16 protein-coding genes are annotated in these 17,224 nt (G+C 60.6%); 9 read left to right on the forward strand and 7 right to left on the reverse strand.

Features of this window, described 5'->3' with window-relative positions; all coding sequences use genetic code 11:
• Positions 1–19 precede the first annotated feature (19 nt).
• From AC1DM5_RS04485 to ureG, 8 genes are all read left to right on the forward strand, one after another.
• A complete protein-coding gene (locus AC1DM5_RS04485; protein ID WP_477821454.1) occupies positions 20–430 on the forward strand; it encodes a lysozyme inhibitor LprI family protein in 411 nt (136 codons plus the stop codon).
• A 16-nt stretch (positions 431–446) separates the two neighbouring features.
• Entirely contained in the window at positions 447–1,070 is a 624-nt protein-coding gene (locus AC1DM5_RS04490) for a Urease operon accessory protein (protein WP_477821481.1), read from the forward strand.
• A 3-nt stretch (positions 1,071–1,073) separates the two neighbouring features.
• Positions 1,074–2,786: an urease subunit alpha gene (gene ureC, locus AC1DM5_RS04495; RefSeq protein ID WP_477821453.1), complete on the forward strand. Its 1,713-nt coding sequence runs from the start codon at positions 1,074–1,076 to the stop codon at positions 2,784–2,786.
• A gap of 21 nt (positions 2,787–2,807) precedes the next feature.
• The gene (locus AC1DM5_RS04500; RefSeq protein WP_477821480.1) at positions 2,808–3,482 is read left to right on the forward strand and encodes a TIGR02117 family protein; all 675 of its coding nucleotides are present in this window, start codon (positions 2,808–2,810) and stop codon (positions 3,480–3,482) included.
• A 408-nt stretch (positions 3,483–3,890) separates the two neighbouring features.
• Positions 3,891–4,754, forward strand: coding sequence for a GGDEF domain-containing protein (locus tag AC1DM5_RS04505; protein ID WP_477821452.1), 864 nt, complete (start codon positions 3,891–3,893; stop codon positions 4,752–4,754).
• A gap of 85 nt (positions 4,755–4,839) precedes the next feature.
• Entirely contained in the window at positions 4,840–5,445 is a 606-nt protein-coding gene (locus AC1DM5_RS04510) for an urease accessory protein UreE (RefSeq protein WP_477821451.1), read from the forward strand.
• A gap of 5 nt (positions 5,446–5,450) precedes the next feature.
• Positions 5,451–6,122, forward strand: coding sequence for an urease accessory protein UreF (locus AC1DM5_RS04515; RefSeq protein WP_477821450.1), 672 nt, complete (start codon positions 5,451–5,453; stop codon positions 6,120–6,122).
• 87 nt (positions 6,123–6,209) lie between these two features.
• The gene (gene ureG, locus AC1DM5_RS04520) at positions 6,210–6,821 is read left to right on the forward strand and encodes an urease accessory protein UreG (protein ID WP_477974665.1); all 612 of its coding nucleotides are present in this window, start codon (positions 6,210–6,212) and stop codon (positions 6,819–6,821) included.
• Positions 6,822–6,914: 93 nt separating this feature from the next.
• Here the strand turns inward: ureG and AC1DM5_RS04525 are convergent, their stop codons facing one another.
• The gene (locus AC1DM5_RS04525; protein ID WP_477821449.1) at positions 6,915–7,601 is read right to left on the reverse strand and encodes a Crp/Fnr family transcriptional regulator; all 687 of its coding nucleotides are present in this window, start codon (positions 7,599–7,601) and stop codon (positions 6,915–6,917) included.
• 111 nt (positions 7,602–7,712) lie between these two features.
• Positions 7,713–7,970, reverse strand: coding sequence for a hypothetical protein (locus AC1DM5_RS04530; RefSeq protein ID WP_477821448.1), 258 nt, complete (start codon positions 7,968–7,970; stop codon positions 7,713–7,715).
• 93 nt (positions 7,971–8,063) lie between these two features.
• On the opposite strand from AC1DM5_RS04530, the gene AC1DM5_RS04535 reads away from it, so the two are divergent.
• Positions 8,064–9,125, forward strand: coding sequence for a LacI family DNA-binding transcriptional regulator (locus AC1DM5_RS04535; protein WP_477821447.1), 1,062 nt, complete (start codon positions 8,064–8,066; stop codon positions 9,123–9,125).
• A 57-nt stretch (positions 9,126–9,182) separates the two neighbouring features.
• Here AC1DM5_RS04535 and AC1DM5_RS04540 read toward each other — a convergent pair whose 3' ends face one another.
• From AC1DM5_RS04540 to AC1DM5_RS04560, 5 genes are all read right to left on the reverse strand, one after another.
• Complete coding sequence (locus tag AC1DM5_RS04540; RefSeq protein WP_477974667.1) at positions 9,183–12,503, reverse strand: efflux RND transporter permease subunit; 3,321 nt, start codon at positions 12,501–12,503, stop codon at positions 9,183–9,185.
• 12 nt (positions 12,504–12,515) lie between these two features.
• Positions 12,516–13,748: an efflux RND transporter periplasmic adaptor subunit gene (locus AC1DM5_RS04545; protein WP_477821445.1), complete on the reverse strand. Its 1,233-nt coding sequence runs from the start codon at positions 13,746–13,748 to the stop codon at positions 12,516–12,518.
• 411 nt (positions 13,749–14,159) lie between these two features.
• A complete protein-coding gene (locus AC1DM5_RS04550; RefSeq protein WP_113321658.1) occupies positions 14,160–15,131 on the reverse strand; it encodes an ABC transporter substrate-binding protein in 972 nt (323 codons plus the stop codon).
• Positions 15,132–15,185: 54 nt separating this feature from the next.
• Positions 15,186–16,313, reverse strand: a complete 1,128-nt coding sequence (locus tag AC1DM5_RS04555; protein WP_477821444.1) for an ABC transporter permease — start codon at positions 16,311–16,313, stop codon at positions 15,186–15,188.
• Positions 16,310–17,194 (reverse strand): ABC transporter permease, encoded by an 885-nt coding sequence (locus AC1DM5_RS04560; protein ID WP_477974669.1) that lies wholly within the window; start codon positions 17,192–17,194, stop codon positions 16,310–16,312. Before AC1DM5_RS04560 ends, AC1DM5_RS04555 begins: the two co-directional genes overlap by 4 nt.
• Between the last annotated feature and the right edge of the window lie 30 nt (positions 17,195–17,224).

The following is a 17,224-nucleotide window of genomic DNA, read 5'->3' on the forward strand; positions in this document are numbered from 1 at the left end:
AAATGACGGGAGGAAATTCATGCGCTTGAAGATCGGGCTCATCGGTGGAGTATTTATGCTGCTTGCCGCCGGTGCTGCCCATGCCGAGGACGTGGACTGCGACAATGCGCAGACACAATCCGATATGACGAGCTGCGCGCAGGCGCGCTATGAAGAGGCCGACAAGGCGCTCAATGCCCAGTACAAGCAGACGCGTGCCGCCATGGTGGCGATCGACAAGGATCTCGATGGTGACATGAAGGGCGCCGAACAGGCGCTTCTCAAGGCACAGCGCGCCTGGATCAGTTATCGCGACGCTCAATGCGAGAATTACGGCTTTCAGGCACGTGGCGGCTCGATGGAGCCGATGCTGGTGGCGGGCTGCCTTGCTGACCTGACGGATCTCAGGACCAAGGAGCTCAAAGAACTCGCCAATGGAATGGGCCAGTAAGGTGGGCAGGACGATCATGATCGTGGGCAATGGCGAAGTGGGAGAGGGAGGGGCTGCGATCATCGATGCCGCCGACTTCGTCATCCGCTTCAACGAGTGCCGTTCCTATGGTGCCGGCGGCACGCATACCGATGTGGTTGCCGTGTGCAATACCGGCCGGCCCGCCAAGGCCATGCTCGGCTCGGAAAGCTGGCGCATCCATCCCGGTGTTGTCGAAGCCTCGGAAGTCTGGAGCGTGCGCGATCCCGAAAAATTCGCGGCGATGCGGGTACCTCTTGCGGCTTCGCATCCGGAGCTCGATGATTTCTGCGACGATTACACCAGCCAATTCAGCGCTTTCTGTGCTGAAGCTGGCAAAGTGCATCGGATCGTTGACAAACAGGTTCACGAAGCCGTCGATCAGGCGCTGTCTGCCTTCTCGCCGGCGCCTTACGTCGTGCCGAGCAGCGGCATGATCGTGATTGGCGAAGTGCTCGACAGATTTCCCAACGACGAGGTGACGCTCGCAGGCTTCGGCCATGTGGGCTGGGAGTGGCATCCCTTCGCCGCCGAGAAGCAGCTCGTCGACTCCCATATTGCGGCCGGCCGTCTCAGACGGCTTGCCGGAAAACCATTCGTCTCTTCCTCCCAAGGAGCCTGATAGATGCCCTACAAGATCTCCCGCAAGGCTTACGCCGGCATGTTCGGTCCGACCACCGGCGACAAGGTCCGCCTTGCCGATACGGAGCTTTTCATCGAGATCGAAAAGGATTTCACTACCTATGGCGAGGAGGTGAAGTTCGGCGGCGGGAAGGTCATCCGTGATGGCATGGGCCAGAGCCAGGTGACGCGGGCAGATGGCGCGGTCGATACCGTCATCACCAATGCCGTCATCATCGACCATACCGGTATCTACAAGGCTGATATCGGCCTGAAGGATGGGCGCATCGCGGCGATCGGCAAGGCGGGCAATCCCGACATGCAGCCGGGCGTCAACATCATCGTCGGTCCGGGCACAGAAGCAATTGCCGGCGAAGGCAAGATCCTCACGGCCGGCGGCATGGACAGCCATATCCATTTCATCGCCCCGCAGCAGATCGAGGAAGCGCTGATGAGCGGCCTCACCTGCATGCTCGGCGGCGGCACGGGGCCGGCGCACGGGACGCTTGCGACGACCTGCACGCCCGGCCCTTGGCATATTGCGCGCATGATCGAGGCAGCCGATGCTTTCCCGATGAACCTCGCTTTTGCCGGCAAGGGCAATGCGTCGCTTCCGGGCGCATTGCAGGAAATGGTGCTTGCCGGCGCTACTTCGCTGAAGCTGCACGAGGACTGGGGTACGACGCCCGGCGCCATCGACTGCTGCCTGTCGGTTGCCGACGAATATGACGTACAGGTGATGATCCATACGGATACGCTGAACGAGAGCGGCTTCGTGGAGGATACGATCGGCGCGATCAAGGGCCGTACCATCCATGCCTTCCATACGGAAGGGGCGGGCGGCGGTCACGCACCCGACATCATCAAGATCTGCGGCCAACCGAACGTCATTCCTTCGTCCACCAATCCAACGCGGCCCTATACGGTCAATACCATCGCCGAGCACCTGGACATGCTGATGGTCTGCCATCACCTGTCGTCGTCTATCCCTGAAGATATCGCCTTTGCCGAAAGCCGTATCCGCAAGGAGACGATCGCGGCCGAAGACATCCTGCACGATATCGGCGCCTTCTCGATTATCTCGTCGGACAGCCAGGCCATGGGCCGCGTCGGCGAGGTGCTGATCCGCACCTGGCAGACGGCCGACAAGATGAAGCGCCAGCGCGGCCGCCTGAAAGACGAGAAGGGCGACAACGACAATTTCCGTGTCCGCCGCTATGTCGCCAAATACACGATCAATCCGGCGATCGCCCATGGCCTGTCGCATGAGATCGGCTCCATCGAAGTCGGCAAGCGCGCCGACCTCGTCCTGTGGAACCCGGCCTTCTTCGGCGTGAAGCCGGACATGGTGCTGCTCGGCGGCTCCATTGCCGCTGCACCGATGGGCGATCCGAATGCCTCGATCCCGACACCGCAGCCGGTGCATTACCGTCCGATGTTTGCCTCCTTCGGCAAGAGCCTGACGAATTCCTCGGTCACCTTCGTTTCTCAGGCTTCGCTCGATGCCGGTCTCAAGGGCCGCCTCGGCGTCGCCAAGAATCTCGTTGCAGTGAAGAACACCCGTGGCGGCATCTCCAAGGCGTCGATGATCCACAACGACCTGACACCTGATATCGAGGTCGATCCGGAGACCTATGAGGTGCGGGCGAATGGCGAATTGCTGACCTGCGAGCCGGCGACGGTGCTGCCGATGGCGCAGCGTTATTTCCTGTTCTGAGCCCCATCTTTCATGCGCGGTTTGAAGCTGGCAGCGCGATGGCTTATAGGGGCAATCGCGCTGTTTTTGTTTTTGGTGGCCGGTGGCACCTTCATTCCAAGGCCTATGCTTGGGGCAGCCGAGGCTTCTCCCGACACGACGTCCTCGCAACGAATTCTGTTGCTTTCCGGCCCGATTCATACGGACATTGCGATCCCGCTCGACGATCGGCTTCGGGCTTCGTTTTCATTCCTTGAGGATGCCGGCATTCCGGTGAGCGATCCTGCCGCACAATGGCTGATCTTCGGATGGGGCGGTCGCTCATTCTATCTGGAGACACCGACCTGGGCCGATCTGAAGCCGATGCCCGTATTTCGCGCGCTGACGATCGATGGATCGGTGATGCATGTCGATGTTGCCGGAGGCATCTCCGAAACCCATCCGGCCGTGACGGTTCTCAATGTCGATGGCGGGCGCCTCGAGCAATTGCTCGGCTTCATCAATGACAGTTTCATCCGGGAAAACGGAGCGGTCGTGCCGGTCGGCGACAGGGGATATGGCGACTACGACAGGTTCTTTGAGGCGAGGGGCTATTTCAATGTGCTGTTTGGCTGCAATACATGGACTGCCGCTGCGCTACGGACAGGCGGCTTGCGAACGGGTTTCTGGAATCCGTTGCCGCAGACGCTGGTGCTTTCGCTTAGTCTCTATAATTGAAGTATAGAGGCTCTTCTGCAACTTGGCGCTGCTGACGGCGCGGCGTTATTTCCCGTTTTAACCCTTGTGTTTTTGAGACACTGTTTCCCCGTTGTTGCCCTTAAAGTGAAATCTGGGCATCATTCCCCAGCTGGTTGTGAAAATCGGTGGATAGACTGTGATTTTTAAGCCATAGACCATTCTGGAACAGGCGCCGATAATTCCCCATAAAATGCGTTTTAAATCAAGTTATTAGCTGTATTTCCCATAGTGGACATGCCTGTCCCGAAAAGTTGCACTCCCTGCTAGAAAAAACAGATCGGCTGAATCCCCTGAAATCACTCGAATTTTAGCGATTGGATTAAGACCCCCGCAGCAATTGCAACCCTATCAATGGCCTGGAAACGCGGGGCAGGAAGGTCGATTCTCATGGAAAACTGGATATCGCTTCAGGCTGAGCTAGGCAGTTTCGAGCATCGCAAAACCGTTTATACTTTTGCGCTGAAGATGAGTTTTCTGGCGGTTATTCTGTCCGGCTTCATCATCGTGATCACGCTGCCTCCTCTCAACTTCATGGGAGTGCTGCCGATTACCCTCGGACATGCCATGATCTTTGCCATCATCCTCTCCTGGCTGATCGGTGGAATGGTGTCCGGCGTGCTGTCGCTCGTCGCTGGCTTCGCCATCCACGACCTGACCGTCTCCCGTGCCAAATTCGAAAAGCTCAGCCGCACCGACACACTGTCTGGGCTCCTGAACCGGCGCGCTTTCACCGATGCCCTGGAAAGGGTGGACGGGGAGGCCTGTCTCGCCATTTTCGATGTCGACCGTTTCAAGGCGATCAACGACCGTTTCGGCCATGGTTGCGGTGATGCCGTCATTACTGCCGTCTCAGCCATGCTTTCTGCGGCTTTCGAGGGCGCGTCGGTCGTGGCGCGGCTCGGCGGCGAGGAGTTCGGTGTCGTCGTTCAGGGCGGGACGCGGGAGGAGCGGGTGGCGCGCATCGAAGGGGTGAGGGCACAGATTGCTGCGCGGCCGATTCCGGCGGATGGGCATGACGTCACCATCACGATATCAGGCGGCATTGCCGATCTCCACGAGGGACGCGACAAGGAGGCGGTCTATGCCTCCGCCGACAAGGCGCTCTATCTCGCCAAGGCGCTCGGCCGTAATCGTGTCGTCCATGAGCGGGAAGGGCTGAACCACGCCTGGCATGGTCTCGTCGAAAACGGCCTTGGCGTGCAGGGTGTCGGGTCTGACGAGGCGAGCTTGCTGCAGGCATATGGAATCTAGGCTAGCGCGTTACGAAACGTGCATTGGTGCTTGCATCGCGAAGGGCTATTTTGCATGGTCTAGGTCCCAGTTTAACGGATATGTCATGCAGCGCGTCACATCTTACCTTCCCGCCGGCACCCCTTCCTCCCATCCGACCGCACAGGTCAAGCTGCCGCACGATCTGCGGCACCTGCGCCGCAAGCTCCTGCATCTGGAGAATGGCGAGATGGTGATGCTTGATCTCAAGGATCCGGTACTTTTCGCCAATGGTGACATGCTGGTGCGCGAGGATGGCGAGCTGATCGAAATCCTTGCCGCCGACGAGAAACTGTTCGAAGTGCGCGGCCGTGACCGCGCGCATCTGATCGAACTTGCCTGGCATCTCGGCAACCGTCATCTCTCGGCGCAGATCGAGGAGGATCGCATCGTGATCCTGCGCGATCACGTCATCCGCACCATGCTGCAGGGGCTGGGCGCGATGGTGCTCGATATCAACGAACCCTTCCAGCCGGCTCGCGGCGCCTATCATTCCCAGGGCGGGCATTCGCACGGGCATGATCATCACGATCACGGCCACAACCATGATCATGAGCATCATGACCACGAGCACCATGATCATGCGCATCATGAACATGCGCATCATGAACATGGACACGATCATCACGAGCATGGCCACAATCACGACCATAGCCATCACAAGCACGATTGAGCCTGATGGCCGGGGATCGTGAGCTGCAGGCGTTGCTGCGCCTGACGGCATGGCTCTCGCCAGCTTTTCCCGTCGGCTCCTTCGCCTATTCCGGCGGCCTGGAGCGGGCGGTGGCGGATGGGCTCGTCGGCGATGCGGGCATGCTGCGACGCTGGCTTCAGACGCTGACCAGCAACGGTACGGTCTGGAACGATACCGTACTCTTTGCCGCAAGCCATCGTGGTCATGACAATGGCGACCACCTTGCGGAGCTTGCCGAACTGGCCGCAGCACTTGCCGGCTCGCGCGAGCGGCATCAGGAGACGATGCTGCTTGGCGAAGCCTTCCTGACGGCTGCGCAGGCCTGGCCCGATGACGTGTTCAGCCGATTGCCGAAGAAGACGGCCTATCCGGTGGCCGTCGGTGCGGTGACGAGCGCGCACGGGATAGCGCTTGAGAAAGCGCTGGCTGCCTTCCTGCATGCCTATCTCTCCCAGGCGGTCTCTTCCGGTATCCGGCTCGGTGTCACGGGACAGAAGGACGGCGTTGCCATTCTCGCCGGGCTGGAGGAGCATGTGATGGATATTGCCGCGCGTGCTGCCCGCTCCAGTCTCGACGATCTGGGTTCGGCGACGGTTCAGGCTGACATTGCGGGGCTTCGTCACGAGACGCAGGAGACGCGGCTGTTCCGCTCATGAACGAGACTTATCCTGATATCTGCGTCATTTGACGGTGGCGGGAAAGCAGCGCTTCGCTATCATCTGACTTCGATTGGAGTAAGACATATGAAATCAAGAAACGGACCTCTGCGCGTCGGCATCGGCGGGCCGGTCGGCTCGGGCAAGACGGCGCTGACCGAAAAGCTCTGCAAGGCAATGCGCGACGACTATTCCGTCGCTGTCGTGACCAATGACATCTATACGACCGAGGATGCCGAGGCGCTGGTGCGTATGCAGGCGCTGCCCTCCGAGCGCATTGTCGGTGTGGAGACCGGCGGCTGCCCGCATACGGCCATCCGCGAGGATGCAACCATCAACCTGCAGGCGATCGCGGGTCTCAACGAGCGCATCCCCGATCTCGACGTCGTCTTCATCGAATCCGGCGGTGACAATCTGGCGGCGACGTTCTCGCCTGATCTCGCCGACATCACCATCTATGTGATCTCCGTCTGCCAGGGTGAGGAAATTCCGCGCAAGGGTGGGCCGGGCATTACAAGGTCAGATCTTCTCGTCATCAACAAGAAGGATCTGGCGCCTTATGTCGGGRCTGACCTCGATGTGATGGATCGGGATGCGACACGGATGCGCGCAACGCGCCCCTTTGTCTTTTCCGACATGAAGCGCGGCGACGGCATCAGTTCGATCGTCGACTTCCTGCGGGTGCAAGGCGGTCTATAAAGCATCTCCGGTTTTTCGAATCACGGGAGATGCTCTATCTCCTTGTTCTTATGCAATTCCGGACGCAAAACCTCTGCGCACTTTTGCTGAGGCCTAGATACGCCTGAGCATGTTGACGTCGCTGATGGCGATGAAACGGCCGCGCACGGTCACGCCTGCGGATTTGAGTGACGAGAAAGCGCGGGACAGCGCCTCTGGCGCCAGACCCAGCTTGCGGGCGAGCAGATTCTTCGGGAAGGGTAGCCGCAGCGATGCCATGGCCGGTCCTTCCTCCACGCAATGCGAAAGAAGGTAGTGTGCCACGCGTTGCGGCGCCGTCTGCATCCGGTCGTTGGCGAGGCACTCCATCGTCGACAGCAGATGCAGCGACAGGCTACGCATGATCGCAGTGCCGATCTGCGGGTGTTCAGCCAAGAGGGCGCGTACCTTGCCGATGTGGAAGCGGGCAAGCACCGTGTTGTCCATCGACTGGGCGCCATAGCGATAGATGCCGCCTGCCTGGATCAGACATTCGGCGAAGCTGTCGCCCGGCTCGCAGATGCGGATATCTGCCTCACGCCCTTCTCCATTCAGACGAAAGAGCCGGACGTAGCCCTCCAGCACGCTGTAGAAATAAACGCCGGGCTCGCCTTCCTGAAAGAGAATGTCGTGCGAAGCGGACGTGATCACGGTGGAGCAGGCGCGCAGCGCCTCGGTTTCCGCGCTGTCCAACTCTGCAAATATTCCGGCTCTGGAAAGCAGCGCCCGCTCGCGGCTGCTCGGCATCAGCATCCTGTTCATGTTCCGGCCTCCGGCAGCGGCCAATGCCGCCAATATCCCCTTGATGATGCCAGAATAGGGGAAGCGGGGCGCGGGGGAATTGATTTTGGTCAAACGCCTCAGCGTGGCCTCTTATCGAAGCCGGCGATCAACCGGGATGGTGAAGGACCAGGCGTCCGGACCTTTGCGACTGATGAACCGATGCATGAATGGCAGGAGGACAAACAGACGCTTGCCGCGTTCGGCCTCCTCGGCAGGTTGGTTGTTGCGCGGGTTCCCCCAGCGGTCTTCATAGAGATCCTTGAATAACGAACTGATCGGGATCATCGCTCCGTTCTCCGTCATGTTGAATCGATTCAAAATCTCAGTGGATTTATTGAACCGATTCAATCTTCCTCCTCATCCGTAACGCTGTCAAGTTTATTTTGAACCGATACAATTTCTTGCTAGAGTGAGCCAAATCGGTACCTGCAAGGAGTAGCTTTGGGCAAAGGGCATGTGAGACTGGCTGATGTCGCCAAGGCGGCAGGCGTATCGCAGGGCACGGCATCGAATGTATTCAGCCGCCCAGACGTGGTCCGGGAGGAGGTTCGCGAACGGGTGCTCAATGTCGCCCGCGAGCTCGGTTACGGTGGGCCTGATATCAAGGGCAGGCTGCTCAGGGCAGGGCGGGTGAACGCGATCGGTGTTGCCGCCGTCGAACCGCTCACCTATTTCTTCGACGATCCCTGGGCGCGTTCGCTGATGACCGCGATCGGCGAGGTCTGTGATGCCAGCGGCACAGGCATTGCCGTCGTATCGGCGATGAACGAGGAGCGGCTCGCCTGGAACATCAACAGCGCGCTCGTCGACGGCTTCATTCTGCTTTGCGTGGAAGGCGGAGAGAGGCTCGTGGAACTCACCCGTCAGCGCCAGCTGCCGTTCATCGCGCTGGCGCTCGGTATCGAGGATGAGACCATTCCGGCGATCGGCATCGACAATGTCGCGGGCGGGGCTGCGGCTGCGCGGCATCTGCTGGAACTCGGGCACCGGAATATCGCGATCCTGTCGATCGGCGATGTCGATGGCCTTGTCGGCCTGGTTGCACCAGAGCGTGTCGATCCTGAAATGGAAGCGACGCCACGCGACCGCATGCATGGCTACTGGAAGGCGTTGGCGGAATACGGCATTCCTCGCGAAGCCGTTCCGATCCAGGGAACGTTGCATGACAGGCCGAGCACCATCACGGCTATGGAAACCCTGTTCTCCTCTGCCAATCCACCAACGGCAATTCTGGCAATGTCGGACAAGGTTGCGCTGTTTGCCATGCAGTGGCTCGCCGAGCGCGGGCTAAAAGTGCCAGAGGACGTATCCATTATCGGCTTCGACGGCGTGCCGGAAGCCGCAACCTCGCTTCCGCGCTTGACCACCGTCGCGCAGCCCTTTGCCGAAATCGCACGGCGCTCGGTGACGGCGATCCTCGAAAATGCGCTGCCGGAAGACCATGAGGCGCTCGATCTCGAACTTGTCGTGAGAGACAGCACGGCGGCGCCGCGTCCACGCTAAGGCTTAGAAAATAAAAAGGCCGGGTCGATGCCCGGCCTTTTCCTTCATGGCGTTAGCCTATTCAGCCGCGAAGGGCGGCAGGCGCAGCACGTTGGTGTCGTTGGCAACCTTGCGCTTGCTTTCCGGCTTCTCGATCGCGTTCAGGCGTTCCTCCAGCGAGTCGATGTCGCTGCGGTTCTCGCGGGTGACGCGGGTGAGATCTTCGCTCGACATCGGCAGGTCCTCCTTGTCCTTCTTGCCCACCAAGCGGCCGAAGATCCAGCCGAGCAGGCGGGAAAGATCGTCCATGATCAGGAAGAAGGAGGGCACGACGACGAGCGAGAGCACCGTCGAGACGATAATGCCGCCGATCACCGCGATCGCCATCGGCGCGCGGAACGAGCCGCCTTCGCCGACGCCGAGCGCGGAAGGCAGCATGCCCGCCGACATGGCGATCGAGGTCATGATGATCGGCCGTGCGCGCTTGCGGCCGGCTTCGACCATGGCCTCGACACGAGCCATGCCCTGGTGGCGCATCTCGATCGCGAAATCGACGAGCAGGATGGCGTTCTTGGTGACGATACCCATCAGCATCAGAATGCCGATCATGACAGGCATCGACAGCGGGTTGCTGGTGACGATCAGGCCCGCCGCCACGCCGCCGATGGCAAGCGGCAGCGAGAACAGGATGGTGMAGGGCTGGATAATATCCTTGAAGAGCAGGATCAGCACCGTCAGCACCAAGAGGAGGCCCATCAGCATGGCGTTGACGAAGCTCTGCTGCATCTCGGTCTGTACCTTGGTGTCGCCGCTTTCAGCAAGGTGCACGGTGGCCGGGATCTTGGCGTCGTTGACGATCTGGCGGAAGCGGGCCGAAGCCGTGTCGAGCGCCACGCCCTGCGGCAGGTCGGAGCCGATCGAGACGACGCGGTAACGGTTGTTGCGCTTGATCGAGCTGACACCTTCCGAATAGTCGATATTGGCGACTGTTGCGAGCGGCACGGTGCCGCCGCTGGCCGTCTGGATCTTCAATGCCCGGATGGCGGCGAGATCGCGGCGCATGTCGAGTGATGCCTGAACCCGGATCGGAATCTGGCGATCGTCAAGCGAGATCTTGGCAAGGGCCGCGTCCACATCGCCGATCGTGGCAACGCGGATCGTCTCGGATATCTGCTGCGGCGTGATGCCGAGGCGAGCCGCCTCATCCTTGCGCGGATAGACCTGCAATTCCGGACGGGGCAGGGCGCCGTCGGCGCTGACATTGGCCAACAGCGGATCGGCACGCAGCTTGGATTCCAGAATGCCGACCGCATCATTCAGGTCCTTCTCGTTCTTGGAGAGGAAGTTGAAGGACAGGTCGCGTTCGCCGCGGTCGTTGAGCTTCAGAATATGGACGTCGGGAATGTCGCGCAGCTTTGCGAAGACTTCCTTTTCGATATCCCATTGCGGACGTTCGCGGCCGTGGACTTCCACCTTCGGCAGTTTCGGGCCGATAACAGGGATATGGCCGAGCACATCGTTGACCACCTTCTTGACCAGCGACTGGTCGAGCTTGTGGAGCGCAAGCGTGATCGTCGCACGGCGCAGTTCGAGATCGCCCTTCGGCGATGCGCCGCCGAGAACGAAGACGCTTTCGACGCCGTTGATGTCCTTGACCCTGTCATAGATCGCATCGGTCGTCTTCTCGGTGTCGTCGAGCCGCGCATTGGGCGGCAGTTCGACGGAGAGAACGATGCGTGAAGCATCTTCCGGCGGCAGGAAGCTGCCGGGAACCTGCATCAGCAGGAAGACAGAGCCGACCAGGAAGCCGATCGCCGCAAGCAGCGTCGCATAACGCGTGTACCAGTGCCCGGTCGTGCCGCGCACCAGGCGCGTATAGCCCTTCATCAGCAGGCCGTCATTGTCATGATGGTCATCGATGCCGTCTTCGGCACGCATCAGATAGGCGGCCATCATCGGGGTGATGAGGCGCGCCACCATCAGCGAGAAGAAAACGGAAAAGGCGACCGTCAGGCCGAACTGGATGAAGTACTGGCCCGGAATGCCCGGCATGAAGGAAACGGGGACGAAGACCGCGATAATGGTGAAGGTGGTGGCTATGACGGCAAGGCCGATTTCGTCCGCAGCCTCGATTGCCGCCCGATAGGGCGTCTTGCCCATCTTGATATGGCGGGCGATGTTCTCGATTTCCACAATCGCATCGTCGACGAGAATACCCGTCGCAAGAGTCAGGGCGAGGAAGCTGACGAGGTTCAGCGAGAAGCCCATCATGTCCATGACCCAGAAGGTCGGGATCGCGGAGAGCGGCAGCGCGATGGCCGAAATCAGGGTCGCGCGCCAGTTCCTGAGGAACAGCAGGACGACGATGATGGCGAGGAGAGCACCTTCGAGCAGCGTGTGAATGGCGGCTTCGTAGTTGCCGTAGGTGAAATAGACCGAATCGTCGATCAGCTCGATCTTCACGTTCGGGTTTTCGCCGCGCACCTTGTCGAGGCTCTGCGCCACTGTTTCGGCGACGCTGACTTCGCTGGCGCCCTTCGAGCGGAAGACGCCGAAGGTGACAACCGGCGTATCGTTGAAGCGCGAGAAGGATTTCGGCTCCTCGTAGGTGTCCTTGATGACGCCGAGATCGGATAGCTTGACGAAACGGCCACTCGGCAGCGCAATCGTCGTGTCTGCAAGCTCAGCGACGTTGCGGGCGTCGCCGAGAACGCGGATCGCCTGCTCGCTGCCTGCCACCTGGCCGCGGCCGGAGCCGAGGTCGACGTTGGTACCGCGCAGTTGCTGGTTCACGCTTGCGGCGGTGATGCCGTAGGCATTGAGTTTGTCAGGGGTGAGTTCGATGCGTACTTCGCGCTCTGCGCCGCCATAACGGTCGACACGGCCGATGCCGGCCTGGCCCTGCAGCGCACGCTTGATGGTATCGTCGACGAACCAGGAGAGTTCTTCCAGCGACATATCGGGCGAGGAAACAGCAAAAGTCTGGATTGCCTGGCCCTCGACATCGACCTTTGTGACGATCGGCGCTTCGGCCGTTGCCGGCAGATCACTGCGAATGCGGTCGATCGCGTCCTTGACGTCCTGTACGGCCTGTTCCGTCGGCACTTCCATCCGGAACATGACATTGGTCTGCGAGCTGCCGTCGGTCACCGTCGACTGGATTTCGTCGATGCCGGTGATCGAGGCTATCGCGTCTTCGATCTCCTTCGTCACCTGCATTTCGAGTTCGGACGGCGAAGCGCCGCTCTGCGTCACACTGATCGAAACGAGCGGCACGTCAATGTTCGGGAAGCGCGTGATCGGCAGCTTGTTGAAGGACTGCATGCCGATGAATATCAGCAGGCAGAAGGCCAGGAGCGGCGCGATCGGATTTCGAATGGACCAGGCTGAAAAATTCATCGGATGGTCTCTTTAGTTGGAAGCCGGGGGCTGTTCGCGCACCGGAGTGATGTGGTCGCCGTCGCGGACATAGGCGCCCGCCTTGGCCACGACCTCGTCGCCGGTCTTCAATCCACTGATGATCTCGACATAGGGTCCGTCCTGGATGCCGGTCTCGATCTTGGCAAATTTCACCACGCCACCCTCGACCCTTCGGGCGGAGGAGCCTTCACTGCTCGTGAGCACCGCAGTCAGCGGAAGCGATACACCCTCGGTCTCACGGACGATGATCTCGGCGCTGCCATACATGCCGGAACGCGCCTTGCTGTCATCGTCGATGGAGATATGGACGAGGCCCAGGCGGGTGACCGGATCGACGGTCGGCGACACCAGGCGCACGGCACCGGAAAGCTTTTCGCGGCTGCCCGAGAGCGAGATCGTCGCCTTCTGTCCGGCCATGACCCTAACGATGTCGCTTTCGGCGACTTCGGCGACAAGTTCGACGTCGCCGTCGCGGATGATGGTGAACAGCGGGTTGCCGGCACCGGCAGCAATGGCGCCGACTTTGGCGTTCTTGGCCGAAACGATGCCTGCAACCGGTGTTTTCACATCGGTGCGCGCCAGCTTCAGGTCCGCATCGGCGATCTGGCTGTCGAAGACCTTGAGGTCGGCTTCGGCGACCTCGATCGCCTGCTCGGCGGAGGAGACGCGGGCATTGGCGGCTGCGGCGGTCGCATCGGCCTGCTCGACCTGGGCGGTGGAAACCGTGCCCTTCTTGCCCATTTCCTGGGCGCGGGCCTGCTGCTGCCTTGCCTGCTCGGCATTGGCCTGTGCCTCGATGAGCTGGGCGCGCAGCTGGGCAAGACTTGCCTCACCCTTGGCTTTCGTCGCCATCATCTGGCTCTTGGTCAGGACCAGAGCGTCGTCGTTGAGCGTCGCCAGCGTGCTTTCCGCCTGAACCTTGTCGCCGACATCGGCCTTCAGGGTGCGAATGGAGAGGCCTTCGACCTGCGGCTGGATATAGACTTCCTCGACGGGCTTGACCGTTCCCGTGCCGATGACACGGTCGACGAGGGTGCGGTTCACCGCCTTGGTGACGACGATTGCCGGCAGGTTCTGCGGAGCCTGGGCCTGCGGCTGCGTGGCCTGAGGTTCCTGAGCAAATACAGCCGAGGCCGCAAAAGCGGCGGCAAGAAGGGCCGAGACCGCAAAAGCGGTGACAGGGAAAGTGGAGGCGCGTAGTAATGCGTGTGGCTTCAGTGCCATGCGTCTTCGTCCAATCTCTTGACAGGATCGGCCGGACTCGCGCGTCGTCATGCAACTCGCGAACCGGGCAAATGCCGTCTTCCAAATCTCAGAGGTATTTACCCGCATCTCATCTGCCGGAACGCGTCATCCCTCTCCGGCAAATCCAGCTAGTACGTGGTATCGATTTGCTCCACGTGCAAGCCTGGCAGAAAATAATTCCCCATGAGATAATATTAATTACCATTGCGGGGCTCATCAATCACCTCAGGGTTATGTGAACATGACGATGATTGATCGGCTCTCATATGCTTGACGTTTGACGCCTGATAAATGCGACAGTTGCAAGGCGATTTTTTTCATCGAGTGCAAAAAAACAGAAACGCGCGGGAAATTCTCCCGCGCGCGTTGCATTTTGGTATCGCTATGCCGTTACTTGGCGGCGGCGTCGGTGATGTCGTGGGTCCAGGCGCCCGAGGGTTCCTTGTTGATGATCTTCTGGTCGAGCAGAGCCTTCGCCGTACGATCATAGAGCGTGGTGTCGAGCTTGCCGGTGCCGTCACCGATCAGCTTGGCGACTTCGCCCATCATGCGCTTCTGGTGGTTTTCGTCCTGGCCGCCGGCGTCGACGACGATTCCGGCCGCTTCATCCGGGTTCTCCATGGCGTATTTCCAGCCCTTCATCGAAGCGCGGACGAACTTGACCATCTTTTCCTTAAAGGCCGGATCCTTCAGCTTTTCTTCCGAAGCATAGAGGCCGTCTTCCAAGAGGTCGTTGCCCATGGCGGTGTAGTTGAAGACGGTGAGATCTTCCGGCTTCAGGCCGGCATCGATTGCCTGCCAGTATTCATTATAGGTCATGACGGAAATGCAGTCGGCCTGCTTCTGCAGCAGCGGCTGAACGTCGAAGCTCTGCTTCAGCACGGTCACACCGTCAGGGCCGCCATCGGTCTTGAGGCCGAGCTTGCTCATCCAGGCGAAGAACGGATATTCGTTGCCGAAGAACCAGACGCCAAGTGTGTGGCCCTTGAAATCGGCTTCGGTTTTGACCGGGCCGTCCTTGCGGCAGATCATTTCCATGCCCGACTTCTGGTATGGCTGGGCGATGTTGACCAGCGGAACGCCCTTTTCGCGGGCAACCAGCGCGCCACCCATCCAGTCGACGATCACATCGGCGCCGCCGCCGGCGATCACCTGCTCGGGAGCGATATCGGGACCGCCTGGCTTGATATCGACGTCGAGGCCCTCTTCTTCATAATAGCCCTTGTCCTTGGCGACGTAGTAGCCGGCGAATTGCGACTGGGTGACCCACTTCAACTGGAGCGCCACCTTGTCGGCCGCCATCGCGTGGGCGGCGGCAAGCGACATAGCGCTCGCCATCATTGCAACCATCAATTTTTTCATTTTCTTGTTCCCTCTGAAGTTATGCCCAGACCCTGGTGCGGGGCCGGGGCACGTCTAACCACCACGGATAGACGGATGCCAGAACGTCACCGCCCTCTCGGCAAGGGCGACGACACCATAGAAGATCGAGCCTGCAAGCGCCGCGACGGCGATCTCGGCCCAGACCATGTCGACATTCATGCGGCCGATCTCCGTGGAGATGCGGAAGCCCATGCCGACGATCGGCGTTCCGAAGAATTCCGCAACGATGGCACCAATCAGCGCCAGCGTCGAGTTGATCTTCAGTGCATTGAAAATAAAGGGCATTGCGGCCGGAAGCCGGAGCTTTACGAGCGTCTGCCAGTAGTTCGATGCATAGGTGCGCATCAGGTCGCGCTCCATGTTGCCGGAGGCGGCAAGCCCCGCAACAGTGTTCACCAGCATCGGGAAGAAGGTCATGATGATGACGACGGCAGCCTTCGACGGCCAGTCGAAGCCGAACCACATGACCATGATCGGCGCCACGCCGATCATCGGCAGGGCCGAAACCAAATTGCCGATCGGCAGCAGGCCGCGGCGGAGGAAGGCGAAACGGTCCGCAAGGATGGCGACGACGAAGCCGCTGATGCAGCCGATGGCGTAACCGATCAGAACGGCCTTGAAGATCGTCTGCCTGATGTCTTCGCCGAGGATCGGCAGGGAGCCTATGATGCGTGCGCCGATCGCGGACGGCGGCGGCAGCAGCACGAAAGGGACACCGGCGCCGCGCGTGATCGTTTCCCAGATGATGAGGATCCAGGCGCCGAAGATTGCCGGGATCAGCAGGCGCAGCAGCCACTGGCTGGCTGGGGTTGTCGGCTTGACCTCCGAAAGCTCCGTCACGCAGCGCCAGGCAAGCAGCCAGCAGGCGGCCAGCAGCAGGAAGAAGGAGCTGCTGGCGAAGCCTTCATTGCCCGAAAGCGTGCCGAGCAGCAGCCATGCCGCACCATGAGCGCCGATGAAGAGGGCGGTTGCGACAAGCGATGTGGATAGGGGCGCGAAGGAGATCAGTGCTGCGACGATCGCAAGCAGTGCGATCAGGATGACGGTTCCTGCGGATGGAGGCTGTGTGGCACCGGCCCCAAAGACCGGCAGCATGACCATTGCGCCTGCCACGCAGAGGAGGGCGATCAGGCCCTGCCAGGAAAGCACGACTTGCTTCATGCCGGCCTCCCGCCCATGGCGCGGTCGACGATCTTTGCGACGAGGCCGACGATTGCGACAAGGATTGCTGCGAGGACCGAGCCGGCGACCAGTGCTGCCCAGATATCGATCGTCTGGCTGTAATAGGAGCCGGCAAGCAGCTTGGAGCCAATGCCGGCGACGGCGCCGGTCGGCAGTTCGCCGACGATAGCGCCGACGAGGCTTGCGGCGATTGCCACCTTCATCGAGGTGAAGAGGAAGGGAATGGAGGCGGGCACACGCAGCTTCCAGAAGGTTTGGGCAGCCGTGGCATTATAGGTGCGCATCAGATCGAGATGCATGACCTCGGGCGAGCGCAGCCCCTTCACCATGCCGACCGTGACCGGGAAGAAGGAGAGGTAGGTGGAGATCAGCGCCTTGGGGATGAGGCCGGTAATATTGATCGAGCCGAGCACGACGATGACCATCGGGGCGATCGCCAGGATCGGCACGGTCTGGGATGCGATGATCCAGGGCATCAGGCTGCGATCGAGCGCCTTGATATGGATGATGCCGACGGCGATGACGATGCCGAGCAGCGTACCGAGCGCAAAGCCGAGCGCGGTGGAAGAGAGGGTGACGCCTGCGTGGTAGACGAGGCTGCRATTGCTGGAGAGCTTTCGCAGGAAGGTGTTTTCGAAGACGTTCTGCGCCACCTGATGCGGCGCCGGCAGGATGGGCTTCGGCTGGGAGAGCGTCCTGCCGATGAATTCCCCCGTCGTCGAGGTGACGTTATTGCGCGTGTCCATATCGCGCTGGAACGGCGCGTTGAGGAAGACGGCTGCGACATACCAGACGGCAATCAGCACCAGCAGGATGGTAAGGACGGGGACGATCTTGTCCTTGAGGGTGTCGGGTTTCATGCGGCCTCCCTCGAAATTCCGCGTATGGGC

The sequence above is a fragment of the Rhizobium sp. 01T437 genome (assembly GCF_056398505.1).